This window comes from Rhizobium sp. 11_C7_N12_5, from assembly GCF_051811145.1.
GTDB classification, from domain to species: Bacteria; Pseudomonadota; Alphaproteobacteria; order Rhizobiales; family Rhizobiaceae; genus Rhizobium; species Rhizobium lusitanum.
This window is the reverse complement of the sequence record NZ_JBPWPY010000002.1, coordinates 2,014,102-2,031,155: the sequence shown is the minus strand read 5'-3', so window position 1 is coordinate 2,031,155 and position 17,054 is coordinate 2,014,102. Positions and strand designations below refer to the sequence as shown.

Annotated in this window: 15 protein-coding genes; 12 read left to right on the top strand and 3 right to left on the bottom strand. The window is 60.9% G+C overall.

What is annotated here, in order from left to right; translation table 11 throughout:
• Nucleotides 1-129 precede the first annotated feature (129 nt).
• The 10 genes from AB8B29_RS28510 (at nt 130) to AB8B29_RS28465 (ending at nt 11,078) form a co-directional block, all read left to right on the top strand.
• Nucleotides 130-414 (top strand): hypothetical protein, encoded by a 285-nt coding sequence (locus AB8B29_RS28510; protein ID WP_376774275.1) that lies wholly within the window; start codon nt 130-132, stop codon nt 412-414.
• Nucleotides 369-794 carry an HAD family hydrolase gene (locus AB8B29_RS28505; RefSeq protein ID WP_092576953.1) on the top strand — a complete coding sequence of 142 codons (426 nt, stop codon included), beginning with the start codon at nt 369-371 and terminating at the stop codon, nt 792-794. The genes AB8B29_RS28510 and AB8B29_RS28505 overlap by 46 nt, the downstream gene beginning before the upstream one ends.
• A gap of 424 nt (nt 795-1,218) precedes the next feature.
• On the top strand, nt 1,219-1,419 hold the full coding sequence (locus tag AB8B29_RS28500; protein ID WP_047552495.1) for a hypothetical protein: 201 nt from the start codon (nt 1,219-1,221) through the stop codon (nt 1,417-1,419).
• Between the two features lie 302 nt (nt 1,420-1,721).
• The gene (locus AB8B29_RS28495; protein WP_092576949.1) at nt 1,722-2,636 is read left to right on the top strand and encodes a helix-turn-helix domain-containing protein; all 915 of its coding nucleotides are present in this window, start codon (nt 1,722-1,724) and stop codon (nt 2,634-2,636) included.
• A 320-nt stretch (nt 2,637-2,956) separates the two neighbouring features.
• Entirely contained in the window at nt 2,957-3,376 is a 420-nt protein-coding gene (locus AB8B29_RS28490) for a hypothetical protein (RefSeq protein ID WP_047552489.1), read from the top strand.
• Nucleotides 3,373-8,601, top strand: coding sequence for a beta strand repeat-containing protein (locus AB8B29_RS28485; RefSeq protein ID WP_092576946.1), 5,229 nt, complete (start codon nt 3,373-3,375; stop codon nt 8,599-8,601). The genes AB8B29_RS28490 and AB8B29_RS28485 overlap by 4 nt, the downstream gene beginning before the upstream one ends.
• Nucleotides 8,602-8,608: 7 nt before the next feature.
• Entirely contained in the window at nt 8,609-9,184 is a 576-nt protein-coding gene (locus AB8B29_RS28480) for an invasion associated locus B family protein (protein ID WP_047552483.1), read from the top strand.
• A 14-nt stretch (nt 9,185-9,198) separates the two neighbouring features.
• A complete protein-coding gene (locus tag AB8B29_RS28475) occupies nt 9,199-9,894 on the top strand; it encodes a hypothetical protein (RefSeq protein ID WP_092576943.1) in 696 nt (231 codons plus the stop codon).
• The gene (locus AB8B29_RS28470; protein ID WP_047552477.1) at nt 9,891-10,361 is read left to right on the top strand and encodes a DUF4189 domain-containing protein; all 471 of its coding nucleotides are present in this window, start codon (nt 9,891-9,893) and stop codon (nt 10,359-10,361) included. The genes AB8B29_RS28475 and AB8B29_RS28470 overlap by 4 nt, the downstream gene beginning before the upstream one ends.
• 237 nt (nt 10,362-10,598) lie before the next feature.
• On the top strand, nt 10,599-11,078 hold the full coding sequence (locus tag AB8B29_RS28465; RefSeq protein WP_244655275.1) for an invasion associated locus B family protein: 480 nt from the start codon (nt 10,599-10,601) through the stop codon (nt 11,076-11,078).
• 136 nt (nt 11,079-11,214) lie between these two features.
• Here the strand turns inward: AB8B29_RS28465 and AB8B29_RS28460 are convergent, their stop codons facing one another.
• The 3 genes from AB8B29_RS28460 to AB8B29_RS28450 all read right to left on the bottom strand — a co-directional run bounded on the left by AB8B29_RS28460 (nt 11,215) and on the right by AB8B29_RS28450 (nt 15,371).
• Nucleotides 11,215-12,402 (bottom strand): adenylate/guanylate cyclase domain-containing protein, encoded by a 1,188-nt coding sequence (locus AB8B29_RS28460; RefSeq protein ID WP_376774277.1) that lies wholly within the window; start codon nt 12,400-12,402, stop codon nt 11,215-11,217.
• Between the two features lie 48 nt (nt 12,403-12,450).
• On the bottom strand, nt 12,451-14,061 hold the full coding sequence (locus AB8B29_RS28455; protein ID WP_092576935.1) for an MDR family MFS transporter: 1,611 nt from the start codon (nt 14,059-14,061) through the stop codon (nt 12,451-12,453).
• A gap of 77 nt (nt 14,062-14,138) precedes the next feature.
• Nucleotides 14,139-15,371, bottom strand: coding sequence for an HlyD family secretion protein (locus AB8B29_RS28450; RefSeq protein ID WP_092576932.1), 1,233 nt, complete (start codon nt 15,369-15,371; stop codon nt 14,139-14,141).
• Between the two features lie 138 nt (nt 15,372-15,509).
• Between AB8B29_RS28450 and AB8B29_RS28445 the strand changes: the two genes are divergently transcribed.
• Both AB8B29_RS28445 and AB8B29_RS28440 read left to right on the top strand, forming a co-directional pair.
• Nucleotides 15,510-16,412 carry a LysR family transcriptional regulator gene (locus AB8B29_RS28445; protein WP_037196961.1) on the top strand — a complete coding sequence of 301 codons (903 nt, stop codon included), beginning with the start codon at nt 15,510-15,512 and terminating at the stop codon, nt 16,410-16,412.
• Nucleotides 16,413-16,511: 99 nt separating this feature from the next.
• The gene (locus AB8B29_RS28440) at nt 16,512-16,982 is read left to right on the top strand and encodes an MEKHLA domain-containing protein (RefSeq protein WP_092576929.1); all 471 of its coding nucleotides are present in this window, start codon (nt 16,512-16,514) and stop codon (nt 16,980-16,982) included.
• Nucleotides 16,983-17,054: the final 72 nt, after the last annotated feature.

The following is a 17,054-nucleotide window of genomic DNA, read 5'->3' as shown; positions in this document are numbered from 1 at the left end:
TTTGTTTGCCCCCATCATGCGGGGCGTTGTGTAACTATCCTGATCGCTTCGACTGGCCGGCCGTGCCTTGCGCTCGCTTCCAGCCTGGCGCGGGGAGGCAGTTCGAACGCCGTGTATGGTGGAGAGATCATGGATCTGCAAAAGATCAAAATGCTGATCGAATTCGTCGGTCGGTCGCGAATTTCCGAGCTGGTGGTGAGCCAGGACGGGACGACGGTGCGAATCTCGAACAGCATTTCCAAGCGGGCAGCCGCTGCGGACAATCCGGGTGTTGCGCGACAACTGCCTGTTCAACCATCTGTCGTAACGGATGCCGTCGAGCCTGAAGGCGACAAGGCTGGCCAAACGGTGATCGCGCCCAGGGGCGGATCATTGCCGAAATTGCTGGTGCGGCCGCCTTTGTCGAACATCTGAGAAATGCGGGTTGGGCTGTTGCCTTCGCGACAGGTGGGCTGCGCAAAATGTCACGAAGAAAACTGACCGCGATCGGTGTCAAGTTTGCGGATGATTTGCTCGTGACCGCTTCCGAATATGTGACGCGGGAAGAACTGGTCGTGCAGGCGATCGAAGCAGCTCGAATACATTACGCCTTCACCCCAGGCCGGGTTGTCTCGATCGGTGACGGAATTTGGGACCTGAAGACTGCCGCGGCCCTGGGGTTGCACTTCCTCGGCGTAGGAACAGGCCCGAAGGCGGAAATCCTCGCAAGCGCGGGCGCAACCGTGGTATCGGACTTTCGGGACAGAGCCGCAGCGACAGCCTCTTTGCAGCAATGTGGATTGGCGCAGTATTAAGGCCCCTTGGACGCGTCAGGCTCTCCCAAGGCGGCCCTCATAGGTCGTAACAATCATAAAGATCCGTCCGGAAGGGAAGCCGCAGGCTCTTGGTCGCGCCTGCTCGTCATTCATGCCGGTCGCTTTCGCGTGCGTTCAGCGCAGGCACGCCGAAAACAACCTAGACAAGTGTGATGTGATCGGGATCAAGGCCGTTTTGTTGATTCGTAGAACGTTCAGCAAAAATGCTATCATAACAGTACTTAAAACAAGCCACCCCATGAAGCGTTAAGTCATACTTTAAGGCGGCCCTGACCCATGTTGCTGCGGTGAAGCATAGAACTGCGGTGATCTGGAGCCACCCTTCAAGGATTCTACGTTTCTTGCTTTATTTATCTTGTGTAGTGAATATGGTAACCGACATATTGATTGCGTGGGAGCATTGATGGTTAAGTTCAACTTCGGTGAACCTCCGGCGGATGAAGCCGCTGCCGACATCTCGACCGAGTGCCAGCGCCAATTGCGGCCTCTCGTCGATGAAATTATCCAAGCAGCGGTTGCGGCCGGGTGGAATCAGAAAGATGTTCTTTTGGCCTTGGCGGACCTGGCATGGGATCTCTATGAGGACCGTCGCGGTGATCTGTAACCAGAGGCTCTTGCGGTAAGATAGGAAGCTCGATCTCAATCTGGAGAGCGATCGGCCGGCTGGCACCACGTCCAGGCACTGATCGACGAAAGGTGCAAGCAACCGGTTCTTTCTTTTGCGTCACACACATTTCCGCCTTCACAATTAACTGTTCTGTCCTATCTAAACTGCGCGCGTTCAGCTGATTTTTGGCGGCGCTGTGCGGCAAGTGGGGTTGGGAAAAGAAGGGACGTCAAGCAACGCTTGGAGTCCTGCCTGCTGGTTCGTGCATAGATGATTTCGTTCGGGCGGGGCGATACAGAATGAGAGATACGCAAGAGCCTCGGGAGCGAGGCGCTTACGGTGATGTTGATCGTGGGCTGGCGGAACGATATGTCTTCGATATAATTCCGGAAAGCGCAGGTCCGAGAAAGGCCACCATGCGAGGGAGCGTGATACACTCCATTCGCAGCCCCGGATCGCAGAAGTTCCTGGCCAAGGAGCATTCTGTTGGAATTGTGCTGGCGCCCGCGCGCAAGTTGAGAGCCTCGCTCGGTAGCGACAAAATTACGGAGTACGATGCGCCGGTCGGCTGTATCGCCATTAATCCTGCGGGCGTCGATAGTAGCCTCTCCTGGTTGGCGACCAGAAAAAATCTCGTCGTAGCTATACCTCCCGAAGTGCTGTCCGAGTTAGCTCTTCATGAGTTCGATCTCGCCGATGTAGAGCTTGAGCCGCCTGCTTTCGGTACAGTCGATCTCTGGGCGCTCAATATAGCCCAGAGGGTCTCCGGCGAGCTGACTGAGAAAGCACGTCCGAATGAGCTCTATCTGGACTCGTTGGTGACGCTGTTCGGTATTCATCTGCTTCGCACTTATACACGCCGCAAGAAGCAGTCTGCGTCACCCAAGGGCGGGCTCTCCGCCCATAGCGCTCGACGTGTTCAAGAATACCTCATGGAACATCTTACGCAAAAGGTACATATCGCCGAGCTCGCGTCGGTAGCGGGAATTTCACCGAATCACTTCATAGTGAGGTTCGCCAAGACGTTTGGAGTGCCGCCGCATCGCTACCTGATTAACCTGCGCTTGGATTTTGCGGAAAAACTGCTTGTCGATAGTGGGTTCGCGATTACCGAAGTTGCCTACATGGCCGGATTTTCGGATCAAAGCCATTTGGCCGCCACCATGAAGAAGTACAGGGGAAGAACGCCGACCGAGCTACGATTTGCACGGTAATCGGTCCTGGCTCTGGTGGAATTTGCTATTTTGAGCAGGTCCGCTCATGGCTATATGGGCGCGACGCCATTCGTTCCGCCCGCGTCTACACTGAAAAATCATTCATCTGGTGGCGTGCTTGTGGTTCGTCGGCCGACGCTCGACACCGGTGCGCTATGGTCCAATGAAAAGCGGAACAGGCCGAATTGAGTGTGGCAAAGCGGACACACTTACTGTTCGCCGAGTAAAGACCGGAATTTCTTATAAACAGTCCGTAGTTTTCTAAAATACCAACACCGCAAATATGGCCAAACTCGCTATGGTATTAATTCGGTGGGTTTATGGACATTCAATTCCCTGAATTTGAAATCTTTGCTCCGAAGATCGAGGTAGCCTGGACTGCCTTGCAAGATCGATATGCCAGCCGCCTGACCGGCGCGGAGGTCGATTATCTATTTGCCTGCCTCGTCTTCGGTTTGACCTCTCCGGCCTATGGGGAAGGGGAGCCGCTATTCCATTTCGATGTCTGCCGCGCCCTGGTGACGATGAAGCTTCCGCCCGATCGGGCCGAGGCTGCCTTGTATTCCGTTCCGGAGCTGACGCAGCCATGGGCCGATACTGTCCGTGAACAGCTCGAAAGTCAGGCCGCCAAAATGGGTCGCGCGCTTCTGCAAGCGCATAATTTCAACGACGATGCAGCCGCCGATGCGGGTTCACGCGTGCTTGGTCGTCCAGATAGCAGCGAGGAGAAAGCAGCATGAGCAAGTGCGTTGGGGAACATCTGCAGACCAAATCGCGTAACGGATTTGCACGAAGCTGGATTTCGGGCGGTGATGGCAATCGCATGGGTCGCCGCCGACTGATGGCGGTGCTGCGGATGGCATCTCGCGTGCTCGGCTTCAAGCGGAGCCGTCTGGGGCACGGGATGCTGGGTATTGGTGGAGCGGTGGCACTGGTTGCGATCGCATTCGGGGGCATTGCCACACCGGCTCTGGCGCAGTATGCCGCCGGCGGTGGAACCGCGACAGGCGGCAACGCCGTCGCCATCGGCAACGTTACCCAAGCGAATGGTGCGAACAGCGTGGCGTTGGGCACCTCCAACAGCGCAACAGGCGATGCTTCGATCGCCATCGGCTACGCGATGGGTGTCAATGGCCTCAACGCCATAGGCATGGGTGTCTTCGCGAACGCGACTGGAGTCAATGCTCTAGCCGTAGGCGGAAACGCCCGCGCATTGGCGGATGGGGCTTCGGCCTACGGTGTCAACACCACTGCAAACGGGCAAAACGCGACTGCCATCGGCTCCACGGCCAGTGCCACCGCCTCCGACGCCACTGCCGTCGGCGTCAGCGCTACCGCAAGCGGCGGTTCCGCTACCGCGTTGGGCTCCGGGGCCAGCGCGCAGGGAAATAATGGAACGGCGTTGGGCTTCGGGACGAAGGTGCTGGCGCAAGGCGGTACGGCGGTGGGAACGGGTGCAAACGTCCTCAGCGCGGCGCAAGCCGGCACCGCGCTCGGTGACAACTCGGTGTCCAGCGGCTTTACCGCTACCGCTGTGGGCTATGCGGCCAGCGCTACCGCCGATTATGCTTACGCCGCGGGCTCTCAGGCCAGCGCATCCGGTCCCGCAGCGACTGCTGTCGGCAATTTGGCTCGCGCGACGGGGAACACCGCGCTCGCGCTCGGCGGGCAGACGCTGGCCAGCGGCGACGGCACGGTTGCCGTCGGACAGGGCGCCGGCGCCGGCTCAACCACCGCCAATACGAATTCCCTTGCGGTGGGCATCGCCGCCGGCACGCTCGTGAGCGGCGCCCAGAACAGCGCGATCGGCGGCGGTATCGCCAGCGTCATGAGAGGCGCCGGCTCCGGCGTCTCCGGGACGCGCAACCTCGCGTTCGGAAGCGGCGACGGTACTGTCGCTTACGACGCCACCCTAAAGGCCTCCGCGGGCAGCCTCGTCACCGGCAACGACAATATCGCGCTTGGAACCAACGCCGGTATTGGCGTCAGCGCCAATGATACGACGTCGATCGGCCACAACGCCATGGCGACAGGGATCAATGCGGCGGCGATTGGAGCCGGGGCCACTGCGAGCGGGCTGAACTCGATCTATCTCGGCTCGCGCACCGCCGCAGGAACAGGTGCCACGGCTCAGAGTGCCATAGGCATCGGCACGGATGTGACAGCGTCCCAAACCGACGCTGTTGCAGTGGGGCGCGCAAGCAAGGCGACCGCAACCAGTACCATCGCTCTCGGCCAATCAGCCGCCGCTTCGGGGACCAATTCGCTCGCCATCGGTCCTACTACCGTTGCATCGGGGGCTTTCGGTGTTGCCTTGGGTAACCAGGCGCAGACGCTCGCTGCTGGCGGCGCTGTTGCGATAGGTTCGGGCGCAACCGTTGCCGCCACCGGGACGTCCAGCGTCGCGCTTGGCAACAATGCGAGTGCCAGTGGCGCCGTGTCGGTTGCTTCGGGCGCCGGGGCCAACGCCAGCGGCGACAATGCCGTTGCTACAGGACGGACGGCTCTCGCCAGTGGTACAAATGCCGCCGCGTACGGATCCGGAACGGTTGCAGCGGGAGACAATTCTCTGGCTGCCGGCGTCAGCGCCAATGCCAGCGGAGTCGCCAGTACTGCACTCGGCATCGGCGCCAATGCATCGGCGACGAGCGCCATCGCCGTCGGTAACAATGCTAAGGCCTCTTCCGCCGATGCCATCGCCATGGGCACCAGCGCAACCGCAGCCGGCGGCAAGGCCGTCGCCATCGGCGCGGGCAATTCCGCTTACGGTGACGGCGCGGTCGCGATCGGCGATCCGAGCTATGCCAGCGGCACCGGCGCCTTCACCGGCGGCGCCAACAACATCGCCAACAGCGATGGAACGGCAAGTGCCAGCGCCGCCAACCAGGCGGCCGGCGCAGTCGCGATCGGCAACAACAACAAGGCGATCGGCCAGGGCTCCGTGGCGCTGGGCAATGGCTCCACCGCAGGCGCATCCGGTTTCGTCGGCAACATCGCATTGGGCAATGGCGCGACGGCGGCCGCGAGCTCCGGCGACGTGGCGCTCGGCTCGGGCTCGGTGACCGCCGTCGCGGTCGGCACGCCCAATGCAGTGATCAACGGCGTCACCTATTCGGGCTTCGCAGGTACCACGCCGGGCTCGACGATCAGCGTCGGCGCGGTCGGGGCGGAACGGACCATCACCAACGTCGCGGCCGGGCGGATCAACAACAGCTCGACCGATGCGATCAACGGCTCGCAGCTCTACAGCGTTGCCAATACGCTCTCGGACCAGATCACCGCAAGTGCGACTCACGACTATAGCGTCAACAGCACGGCGCCGGGAACCGACACCAACTACAACAACGCCGGGGCCACCGGCGCCAACGCGCTTGCTGCTGGCGTCAGTGCGAGTGCCGCCGGCGCGAACGGTGTTGCGGTCGGCACCGGTGCCGCGGCACGGGCGTCATCCGACACGGCGCTCGGTTCGGGCGCGCTTGCCGCGTCGCTCAGCAATTCGCCGCAGACCGGGGCGGTTGCCATTGGTGCGGGACAGGCCACGAATGATGGTGCCATCGCGATCGGCAACGCCTTTGGCGGCGGTCCGAAGGCATCCGGTCGTGATTCGATTGCTCTCGGCACCGCCGCGACCGCCGGCAACGCCGGCGATGTCGCGCTGGGTTCCGGCTCGGTGACCGCCGTAGCGGTCGGCACGGCCAGCACCGTGATCGGCACCACTACCTATAATTTCGCCGGTACGACACCCTCCTCGACAGTGAGTATCGGGGCGGTGGGCGCTGAGCGCACCATCACCAATGTTGCGGCGGGCCGCCTCAACAATGGTTCGACAGATGCGATCAACGGTTCGCAGCTCTTTGCCACCAACCAGCAGGTGACGCAGAACACAACCGACATTACGACCATCAACGGCAATCTGACCAATCTCGGCAATACGATCAACAATATCGCCGGTGACACATCGACGACCTATACGGATGCGAATGGTAAGGGCATCCGATATGTGCGCACCAATGACAGCACGCTTGCCGTCAGCGATTCCTCCGCTCAGGGCGTCGGCTCCACCGCGGTCGGATATAACGCTACCGCTGTAGCCGACAGTTCGCTCGCGCTTGGACGGGCCAGCCAGGCGACCATCGACGGTGGGGTCGCCCTCGGCTCCGGATCGATTTCCGATCGCACCCTGGCGCCGACCACTGGCCAGATCGCGGCTGGTCCCACGAACTTCATTCAATACAATACGACCGATAAAACACTTTTGGGCGCAGTATCGGTCGGCTCGAGCACGTCCTACAGGCAAATCATCAACGTCGCTGACGGCACCAACGCTCAGGATGCCGTCACGGTTCGACAGCTCCAAGGCGCCATCGCTTCGGTCGCAACGACGCCGAGCAAATACTTCCATGCGAACTCGGCCGCCGGCGATTCCCTCGCCGTCGGCGCCGAGTCGGTGGCGGTAGGCCCGACCACGGTGGTCAATGGGGACAACGGCATCGGTATCGGCAACGGTGCCATCGTTGATCAGGTGGCACCCGGCGGAACGGCAATCGGCCAGAACGCCCACGTCATGCTGGCTGACGGCGTGGCACTCGGCACGAATTCGACGGCAGCGGGCATTCAATCGGTCGCGCTCGGCGCTGGTGCGCAAAGCAACAACATCAATAGCGTTGCGCTCGGCGCGCAATCGATAACCACCGTCGGCGCCGAGACGAACTACACGGCTTACGCTGTTGCGAGCCCGCAGACCTCGGTCGGCGAGGTATCGATCGGCTCGGCGGGAGCGGAGCGCAAGTTGACGAATCTTGCCGCCGGTTCGGCAAATACGGATGCGGTCAACGTCTCGCAGTTGCGAGGCGTCTCGCAGAATGTCGCCAATCTCTTCGGTGGCACCACAGTGGTCAATCCCGATGGCTCGATCACCGGTCCGACTTACAACGTCCAGGGCAACAGCTATTCGACCGTCTATGACGCCTTCGGTGCGGTCGATAGCACGCTGACCAACATTACCAATGGCGGCGGGATCAAGTATTTCCATGCCAATTCGACGCTGGCGGACTCTCAGGCCTCCGGCACTGATAGCGTCTCGATAGGCCCGGAAAGCGTCGCCAGCGGAACGAACAGCCTGGCGGCCGGACATGGAGCCACCGCCGTGGGACAGGGGGCTGTTGCCCTCGGCCAGGGCGCGCAGGCCAACAATGCCAGTGATGTGGCGTTGGGCTCCGGTTCCGTAACACAAGCGGCTGTCGGCACGTCCGGAACGACCATTCAAGGACAGCATTACGATTTTGCCGGGACCACGCCTGTCGGTACCGTCAGCGTTGGTGCTCAAGGCGCGGAGCGGACCATAACCAATGTCGCGGCAGGCCGCATTTCGGCTGACAGTACGGACGCCATAAACGGATCGCAGCTTTATGCCACCAATTCCGCGGTTGAAAGTCTGCAGACCGGTGTTGGAACTATCACCAAAAATGCCGTCACGTATGACCTCAATCCCGACGGCAGCAAGAAGAACAGCATCACGCTGCAGGGTGGTGACGTGAATGCGCCGGTGGTTATCTCCAACGTCGGCAAGGGCGTCGCCCCCACGGATGCCGTGAATGTTGCCCAATTGGGCGATAGCGTCACTCAGGTCAAATCGTATGCGGACACCGCTGCCGCCAACACGTTGACTGCGGCCAACAACTATACGGACCAGAAATTCGGTCGGCTGAACCAGGAGCTTGGCGACGTACGCTCGGAGGCGAGGCAGGCGGCCGCGATAGGGCTTGCCGCGGCATCGCTTCGTTATGACGATCGTCCGGGCAAGGTAAGCGTGGCGGTCGGCGGCGGCCTGTGGCGGGGAGAAGGTGCCCTGGCCTTCGGCGCAGGCTACACCAGTGAAAACGGTCGAGTTCGAGGGAATTTGTCTGGTACGGCAGCCGGCGGGCAAGTCGGTATCGGCGCCGGTCTCAGCGTCACTTTGAATTGAGTCCGATATGGTCAAGGGAACGCTTTCCGGCGTTGTGGCTTTCATCGCCTGTGTGCTCCTGTTCGGTCCGCCCGCGGCCGGACAGGAGGCGGCCTCTTCCGACTATCGAATAAAGCCTTCCGAAGTCGTCGTGCCTCCGGAACTGAAGCTTGGTGACTATCAGAGGACCATTCGTCCGTTCGAAAACTGGACACTGATTTGCGACGAAAACCTGAAGATCCGCCAACGGGTTTGCAATGTTACCCAGATCATCGAGAACCAGGCAGGACAGGTTGCGTTCAGTTGGTCGCTTGCGGCCAACAAGACAGGCAATCCTTACATGATCTTGCGCACCGCCCCGGTTGCCGCGAGCAACGGCCTTGTCTCGCTGAGGTTCGAGGGACGCAAGGAACCGATACAAGTCCAACTCGAAGGATGCAACAAAGCGGTTTGCGTCGGCATGCTGCCGGTGGGGCCTGTACTGCGTGAACAGATTTCGAAAAACGCGGCGCCAATGATCTCCTATTTGACGACGGATGGGACGACGATCAGCGTGACCGCCACCCTCAAGGGCCTTTCCACAGCCGTTAAGGCGATAAATTGACGGATCCATATTCAATGAATCAGCAATCAATCCATGATCGAATAATATCCCGGAACCAGAACGGCACTGAGAGCCAAAGCACGGTCAGCGACCAGGGGAAGCCGAGGCGCGACTGGCGGAAAGCAGTCATTTTCTCGCTGCTCGGAATTGCCGTTGTCGGTGCCGCCGCCGCCATCGTCATGCACTATGATGCGGTCGAGAATTTCATATCGCAGCCGGCTGTTGCGGCGACCAACGAAGCCAATCAAGCCCTGGCCGACACGCCGTTTCTGCAGCACGCCAAACAGGCGGGCTTGCAATCCTGCTCCACCGTCTTTCCCGCGCTCGGCGAATTGTTGACAAACGGCACCCAATACAATGTCCAGTCGGTCTGGAATAACGGGGCCGCCGACAAGCATGCGGTGCAGGCACTCGTGGGCATGAACTATGCCACGCAGGGCTATAGCGGCCCGGCCGCGGGCGTCGTCTTCGCTGCGCCGGTCGCATCCGGTTGCGAAGGCTCAATGGTCCGCGTGGCGCCGTTCACGGCCTCCTGCGCGGATATTTCGGCAAAGTTTTCCAACGGCAGCAAGCTCATCAACACTCTTGGACAGGTCGGCGTCTACGAACTTGGCAATAGCGGAGGCGACGCGATGCTCCTGCCGGCCGGAAACGGCTGCATCGTTATCTCCGTGGCGTCGGCCGCAGGGAAGCAAGGAGGTGCCAAATGAGATTCAGGTCCAGCATTGCGGCGATCGGCATGCTGCTCGCCTCCACAGGGCACCCGAGCGCGGCTGACCTCTCCACGGAGGCGGAGGTTCCCGTTCCGCCGCCCGAGCGCGGCATATGGGCCGCAATCGCCTACTCCACGCCAGACGAGAAGCACGGTTTCTTCTGGGGTGCCGACAAGCGACAGGAAGCCATGGATATCGCCCTCAAGCATTGCGAGCGGGACGGCGGCAGCAAGTGTGTCGTGGTCAGCGTGTTCCGCAATCACCGGCATTGGGATGACGACGACAACACTGGATTTCCGTATTATCACTGCGGCGTGCTCGCCATCGGCAAGCAGGAAAACAATCGCATCACGCCGTGGAGCGCAAATTCGGCACCGACGCGCCAAGAAGCCGAGGACCTTGCTCTCAAAGCATGCGGGCGCTCAGGGTCGCAATGCAAGGTTCGCGAGTGGGTGTGTACATGACCCGATCGTGACCGGGTGCGGCCACCGGGATGGAAGCCACGGAGGCCATGCTTCGAGCGGTCGCGCGGACCTCAGCCCTTCGTCCTTCACCGCCCTATAGACCCAATCGAGGATGGTGTCCTCCTTGTAACAGAAAGACGTGCTCCCTTGCTCATCGCGACATCTACCCGACCCCACAGGACGATCGATAGCATGTCTCGTTCGGGGTTTGCCCTTCTTTGTTCGAGCCTCATATTCATGCTTGCTCCGGCAGCCTTTGCCCAGTCAGCTATGCCAAACGGCGCATCGACCGTGCAGGAAACCTACCAGGACTGGCGGGTTGCATGCAACCTGCGCGACAAGGCGCCGGCATGCGTGATTTCGCAGGATCAGACCCAGCAGAACGGTCAGAGGCTGCTTGCCGTCGAGATGCAGATGCGCCCCGATGGCAGTGCGATCGCAACGTTTCTCCTCCCGTTCGGCATCGTCCTCGACTCCGGCGTAACGCCGAATGTCGATGATCAGCCGCCTTTAAAGCCGATGCGTTTCCGCACCTGTTTGCCGACAGGATGCATTGCCTTGTTGGCGATCGATTCCGCGACACTTGCAAAGTTGCGGACGGGCTCGCGCCTAAACTTCAAGGTTACCGCCGATGCGGACAAGCCGCTGAGCTTTCAGGTGTCGCTACATGGGTTCTCGGCAGCCCTCGATCGCGTTGCCGCCTTGAATCCCCGGTAGAAAATACCGGGGAGAGTCAAAGTTTAGCAGAGGTCTGATCCGACTTGGAAGAATGCCATAAACTGCGGCATGCGACGGTCCATGGTATGAACCAAGGAGATCGGTCGGATATATAGCGTTCCTCTGACACGCTTCCTTAATGCGCAATCGTAAACAGCTCCATTGCATCGGCGAACCCTTTCAGCCGCTGCGGCCCGATCGGGACCGAGTCTCCAATGCGCGCTTTTTCGCGGAAGGAGAGAGACATCAAGAGCGCGTCGCCCCTTTCGCTGCAGATGCTTTGGATGCGGCTGACGACATTGACGTCGGGGCCGATCAGTGTGAAATCCAGCCGGTTGCCGGAGCCGACATTGCCGTAGCTGACTTCGCCGTAGTGCAGCGCGATGCCGACCTTGACGCGGATACCGTCATATTGGAAGTCGTCCACTTCATCGAGGATGGCTTTTGCGGCCACCAATGCGGCTTGGCAGGCTCCGAGCGGATCGATGCCCGGAAAGAAGGCGAGAACGGCATCGCCCATGAACTTCAGCACCTCGCCGCCTTCCCGGGTGATCGCGGGCACGACCTTGTCAAAATAAGCGTTCAGCAGTCCGAGGACGGTGCTGCCGGGGAGTTGATTGGACAATTCCGTGAAGCCGCGAAGGTCGCAGAGCAGAAGCGCTGCTTCCATGGATTCGATCTCGCCGCGGCGGATGTGTCCGGCAAGGATCCGGCTTGCCGTCATGGGGCCGATATAGGTGTCGAGCAGGCTAAGTTCGCACTGTCGCAGGACGCGCAGTTCGCTGGTGTTGCGCAGTGCCGGCAGGATGCGCTCGATCACCTGCTGTTCGGCAGATGTAAAGCCGCCGGGCCGCTTCGTGCCGAACGCCGCGCAGCTGATCGGCCCATCGGCGTTGCACAGCGGCGCTATCATCAGTTGTACCAGCCCGCGGCCGGAGAAGATGTCAATGTGCTGCCAGTGGCCATGCGGGCTCTCGCCTGGACCGACAATCAGTGGTTCGCGGGTCTCCAGCGCTTTCTGGAGCGGTGTATTGGCGAGCGCCAGGCGCATCCCGTGTTCGCGGTCGTGGATCTCGATCGGCTCGCCCGGTGCCCAGGCGATGGTGCGGCCGATGAATTCAGGGTGCAGCGTCATCAGGTGCAGTGTCAGTCGATCGACAGGAACGCCGAGCGCCTGCAAACGGCGTCCCAGCCCGGAGACGAGATCGGGCTCATCGAGAGCGTGGCACTCGTCGCCGGTCAGCCACTCGATGAGGCTCAGTGTCGCTGCCGTATTGACGCCGGCGCGTGTGACCCTGGAATTTAGAATTGCGGTTTCGGGCATGTCTAGCAGCATGGTCATGACTATCTCCTCCGGTTTCAGGTGCGGCGCTCAGTGCGCGCCGGCACCGGAGAGGTGACCGGGTTTCTTGAGGAACAGGCTGGCAAGCAGGGCGACACCGAGTGCTACGCCGAGCAGGAAGAAAGTGTCGCTGAAGGCCATGATGTTGGCCTGTTTGCGCAGGCTGGAAGCGATGGCGACGACTGCCTTGTGGGTGGCAAGCGCCTGGTCGCTGACGCCATGGTTCAGGAAATAGCCGGTGAGCCTGGCGACGCGGTCGCGGGTGGCGTCTTCGAAAACCGAGACCGAATTCGTCAGGATATTCGAGTGGAACTGCTCGCGTTTGGTCAGAAAGGTCTGCAGCGCCGCGATGCCGACTGCGCCGCCGAGATTGCGCATCATGTTGAAGAGCGCCGAGGCCGAGCCGGCATTCTCCTGTTCGATGCCGGCGGTGGCGATCGCGGTGAGCGGGGTGAAGGCCAGCGCCTGGCCGACTGCGCGCACGATGTTCGGCCAGAAGAGCTGATCGCTGGCATAGTCGCCGGTCATGTAGACATTCATGAAGTTCGAAGCGGCAAAGAGCGCGAAGCCGACGAGGATCAACAGGCGGGCATCGAAGCGCTTCATCAGCCGCGGCACCAGCGGGATCAGGATCAGCTGCGGAATGCCGGTCCAGGCAAGCACCATGCCGATCTGCTCGGAATTGTAGCCCTGGATGCGTGTGAGGTAGATCGGCAGGATGAAGACCGAACCATAGAGCGCGATGCCGAGCAGGAAATTGGCGACGATGCCGAAGCCGAAATTGCGACGTACCAGCAGGCGCAGATTGAGCAGCGGATGGGCGGCCCGGAGCTCGATGATGAGAAAGAGTGTCAGCGAGATCGCGGCGATGACGGACAGGCGCACGATGAACGGCGACCCAAACCAGTCGTCCTTGTTGCCTTCCTCAAGCACGGTCTGCAGCGCGGCAAGGCCGATCGCCATGGTGATGATACCCGGCCAATCGCCCCTGGCGAGCAGGGAAAGGTTCATCGGCGCACGGTCGAGCGACGCCCAGAGCATGCCGACCATCAGAACGCCGGGCACCAGATTGACGTAGAAGATATATTCCCAGCCCCAGTTTTCGGTGAGGTAGCCCCCGATAGTCGGGCCGATGGCCGGCGCGAAGGTCGCGGAAAGGGCGAAAAGGGCAAGGCCTATCGGCTGTTTGGGTTTCGGCAGCATCGTGATGATGATGGTGAACGCCATCGGGATCAGGACGCCGCCGGAGAAGCCTTGTATGGCACGCAGGACAATCATCTGCTGCAGGTTTGCCGCAAAGGCGCAGGCGACCGAGAAGAGGAGGAAGAGGATGGCATTGGTCAGTAGATAGATGCGGACCGAAAAGACGCGGGCGAGCCAGGCACTGAGCGGAATGACGACGATCTCGGCAATCAGATAGGATGTCGAGATCCAGCCGCCATCATCCGTTCCAGCGCCGATAGCGCCCTGGATGTCGGCAAGCGAGGCATTGACAATCTGGATGTTCAGTACGGCCATGAAGGCGCCGAGCGTGGAGCCGATCACGGCGGTCCACATGCGCAGCGGGCTCATGACGGGTCGGGCGACCGGGGCGGCTGCCGCGGTGGAATTGTTGTTTGCGGCGATCTGAAGAGTGGCCATGATGCTTCTCCTTCCGACTGATGCGGAAATAATCTCACGACGATATTGAGATGATAATCGGCGAAGAATGGGAAGGATCATCCAGCGTGACTGGATAATCCTTCGGCGTTGGCAGGCGCGGTTTGCGCAGCCTTGGTATCGATTTCCGGCTCGACCGACATGCCGGAACGCAGCAGCCCTGCCGGGTGTTCGTCGTCGATGACGATCTTCACCGGGATGCGCTGGACGATCTTGGTGAAGTTGCCGGTGGCATTGTCCGGCGGCAGCAGCGAGAATTCCAGCCCGCTCGCCGGCGAGAGGCTGTCGACGTGGCCTTTGATGGCGACATCGGGGAAGCTGTCGACCTTGATCTCGACCGACTGGCCGGGACGCACATAGGTCAACTGCGTCTCCTTGAAATTGGCGATGACATAGACCGAATGCAGCGGGACGACCGCCATCAGCTGCGTGCCTGACGTGACGTACTGTCCCAGACGGATCGAGCGGGCGCCGACCGTGCCGTCGACGGCGGCGACAATGTCCGTATAGGAAAGGTTGAGCTCCGCCTGCTGGACCGCCGCGGCGGCGCGGTCGCGCTGGGCGGCGGCCTGGTCGCGCTGGGTCTGCAGCACCGGCACCTTGTTCTGAGCCGCCACCAGGGCGGCCTGATCACGCTCGACGGCGGCGGTAGCCTGATCGCGGGTCGATTGCGTCTGTTCGACGCGCGATTGCGTGCCGGCGCCATTGCTGATCAGCCGGGCCGAGCGGGCGGCATCCGATTGCGCGAAATCGAGCGAGGCCTGCGAAGCGTCAACCGTCGCCTTCGCCTGGTTGATCAGCGATTGCTGCAGCGATATCTGCGCATCGATGTTGGCGATCGCGGCCTCGGTGGCCTTGAGATCGGCCCTCGCCTGGGAAAGAGCGGCCTGGAAGTCACGGTCGTCGATGCGGGCAAGCACCTGGCCGGTCTTGACGGTGTCATTGTCGTTGACGAGCACCTCCTTGATGTAGCCGGCGATTTTCGGGGCGATCGTGGTGTAATCGGCCTTCACATAGGCATCGTCGGTGGATTCGATGAAGCGGCCGACCGTCCAGTAGTGGTAGCCGAAGTCGGCACCGAAGGCGACGCCGGCCAGCAGTGCGGCGACAAGCACGCCGCGCTTGATGAGCTTGCGGCCGGTCTTGGGGGTCGTAGCAGCGGCAGAGGCGGGCGCCTCGGCAACCGGTGCATGCGGAGCCTCGGCGACGGGAGACTTTGCCGCTTCGCCCGCCGGAGCGGCCTCGGCCTGGCTTGCGTTTCTGAACGCCTCGTTGCGGGGTAGTTCGACCATTGTCCTTCTCCTTCGATATCGCGCCCCATTTGCATGGGGTCCTGTTTGATGCGATGAAGATGCGTCCGAACGGTCCTTCTGATAATCTCCTTAAATCTGGAAGGATCATCAACTCTCAGCGGATAATCCGAGGGCAATATGGATCGGCTGACCAGCCTCGCAGTCTTTGGCCGGGTGGTGGAATGCGGCGGTTTTTCCGCCGCCGCCCGCCGGCTCAACATGTCCGTCACAATGGTGGGCAACCATGTGCAATCGCTGGAGGATCGCCTCGGCGTGCGGCTTTTGAACCGCACCACGCGCAAGGTCAGCCTGACGGAAACCGGCAAATATTATTACGAGCGCTCCTCGCAGATTCTCGCCGATCTCGAGGAGGCCGACCAGGCGGCCGGCGCACTCGCCACCACGCCGCGCGGTACGTTGAAGATCCATTCCAGCACGGCGGTTGTCCGCTTCCTCTTACCTGTCGTCAGCGAATTCATGGCGCTCTACCCGCTGATCTCGCTCGATTTCAGTGTTAGCGAACGTATGGTCGACATGATCGAGGAGGGTTACGATCTTGCAATCCGCGCTGTGTCGCCGCCGGATTCCACGCTGGTCGTGCGCAAGCTCACGCCCTGGCGTCATATGCTCGTCTGCTCGCCGGCCTATCGCGATGCACATCCCATGCCGAAGACACCGGCCGAGATCGCCGAACACAACTGCTTGCAATACGCCTATTATCCCTATGGTGACGAATGGCGTTTCGAGGATGCCGACGGCAGGCAGCAAAGTGTCAAAGTTTCCGGCAATGTCGTCTCCAACAGCCCCGAGATGCTGCGCTATCTGCTGGCGAACGGCCAGGGGATCTTCCTTGCTCCGAGTTTCATCGTCTTCGAGGAGATCGCAGCAGGCCGGCTCGTTCGCATGTTGCCGGACTACCGCCCCGTGGAGTTCACCATCAATGCCATCTACCCCAACCGCAGCCACCTGCCGACCAAGGTGCGGCTGTTCATCGACCTCCTCGTGGAACGCTTTGCCGAGCACCGCAAATGGATGGCCTGAGCGGTGCGGCCTTCTGCCGCCGGCCGCAATCATGCTTGCCGATAGGGCAGGAGAGGGGTGTATTCACCAGCGATGCCCATGATGACAGGAAGGGAATGAATGGTTAGCGAGCCCAAAGTGAGTGGCGTGAATTTATCGATTGATCACGCATTCTTCAAACTGTTGACGGAGAGCTTTCACCGCATCGTTGGGGTTTCTCTGGTCAACGAGGAGTTCGGACCGGATTGGCTCTACCACGAGGCTCCTTTCGTGGTCGTGGCCCACAATACGGACGCCGATCCGCGCTTCATCTATGCCAACAAAGCCGGGCAAAATTGCTTTGAGTATCCATGGGACGAGTTTGTGACCCTGCCTTCACGTCTTTCGGCGGAGCTTCCCAATCGCGCGGAACGCCAGCGGTTGTTGGATGCGGTGACGCGCAATGGCTTTATTTCCGACTATCGTGGGCTGAGGATTGCGAAATCCGGGCGGCGTTTCTGGATCGAGGACGGTATTGTCTGGCAGCTCGTCGATCGTGATGGGATCAGGTGCGGACAGGCAGCGACGTTTTCCAGATGGAAGGACGCGTAGGCTTGCGCGGCGATAGCAATCGTCTCCCTATCGCCCCAAAAGCCGACAAAGCCGATTGTAAAGGCTGAAAGC

Coding starts and splice junctions, on each gene's coding strand:
- AB8B29_RS28485 (WP_092576946.1), top strand. CDS start 3,373: ATGAGCAAGTGCGTTGGGGAACATCTGCAGACCAAATCGCGTAACGGA.
- AB8B29_RS28470 (WP_047552477.1), top strand. CDS start 9,891: ATGAGATTCAGGTCCAGCATTGCGGCGATCGGCATGCTGCTCGCCTCC.
- AB8B29_RS28450 (WP_092576932.1), bottom strand. CDS start 15,371: ATGGTCGAACTACCCCGCAACGAGGCGTTCAGAAACGCAAGCCAGGCC.
- AB8B29_RS28455 (WP_092576935.1), bottom strand. CDS start 14,061: ATGGCCACTCTTCAGATCGCCGCAAACAACAATTCCACCGCGGCAGCC.
- AB8B29_RS28495 (WP_092576949.1), top strand. CDS start 1,722: ATGAGAGATACGCAAGAGCCTCGGGAGCGAGGCGCTTACGGTGATGTT.
- AB8B29_RS28460 (WP_376774277.1), bottom strand. CDS start 12,402: ATGCCCGAAACCGCAATTCTAAATTCCAGGGTCACACGCGCCGGCGTC.
- AB8B29_RS28475 (WP_092576943.1), top strand. CDS start 9,199: ATGAATCAGCAATCAATCCATGATCGAATAATATCCCGGAACCAGAAC.
- AB8B29_RS28480 (WP_047552483.1), top strand. CDS start 8,609: ATGGTCAAGGGAACGCTTTCCGGCGTTGTGGCTTTCATCGCCTGTGTG.
- AB8B29_RS28445 (WP_037196961.1), top strand. CDS start 15,510: ATGGATCGGCTGACCAGCCTCGCAGTCTTTGGCCGGGTGGTGGAATGC.
- AB8B29_RS28440 (WP_092576929.1), top strand. CDS start 16,512: ATGGTTAGCGAGCCCAAAGTGAGTGGCGTGAATTTATCGATTGATCAC.
- AB8B29_RS28465 (WP_244655275.1), top strand. CDS start 10,599: ATGCTTGCTCCGGCAGCCTTTGCCCAGTCAGCTATGCCAAACGGCGCA.
- AB8B29_RS28510 (WP_376774275.1), top strand. CDS start 130: ATGGATCTGCAAAAGATCAAAATGCTGATCGAATTCGTCGGTCGGTCG.
- AB8B29_RS28490 (WP_047552489.1), top strand. CDS start 2,957: ATGGACATTCAATTCCCTGAATTTGAAATCTTTGCTCCGAAGATCGAG.
- AB8B29_RS28500 (WP_047552495.1), top strand. CDS start 1,219: ATGGTTAAGTTCAACTTCGGTGAACCTCCGGCGGATGAAGCCGCTGCC.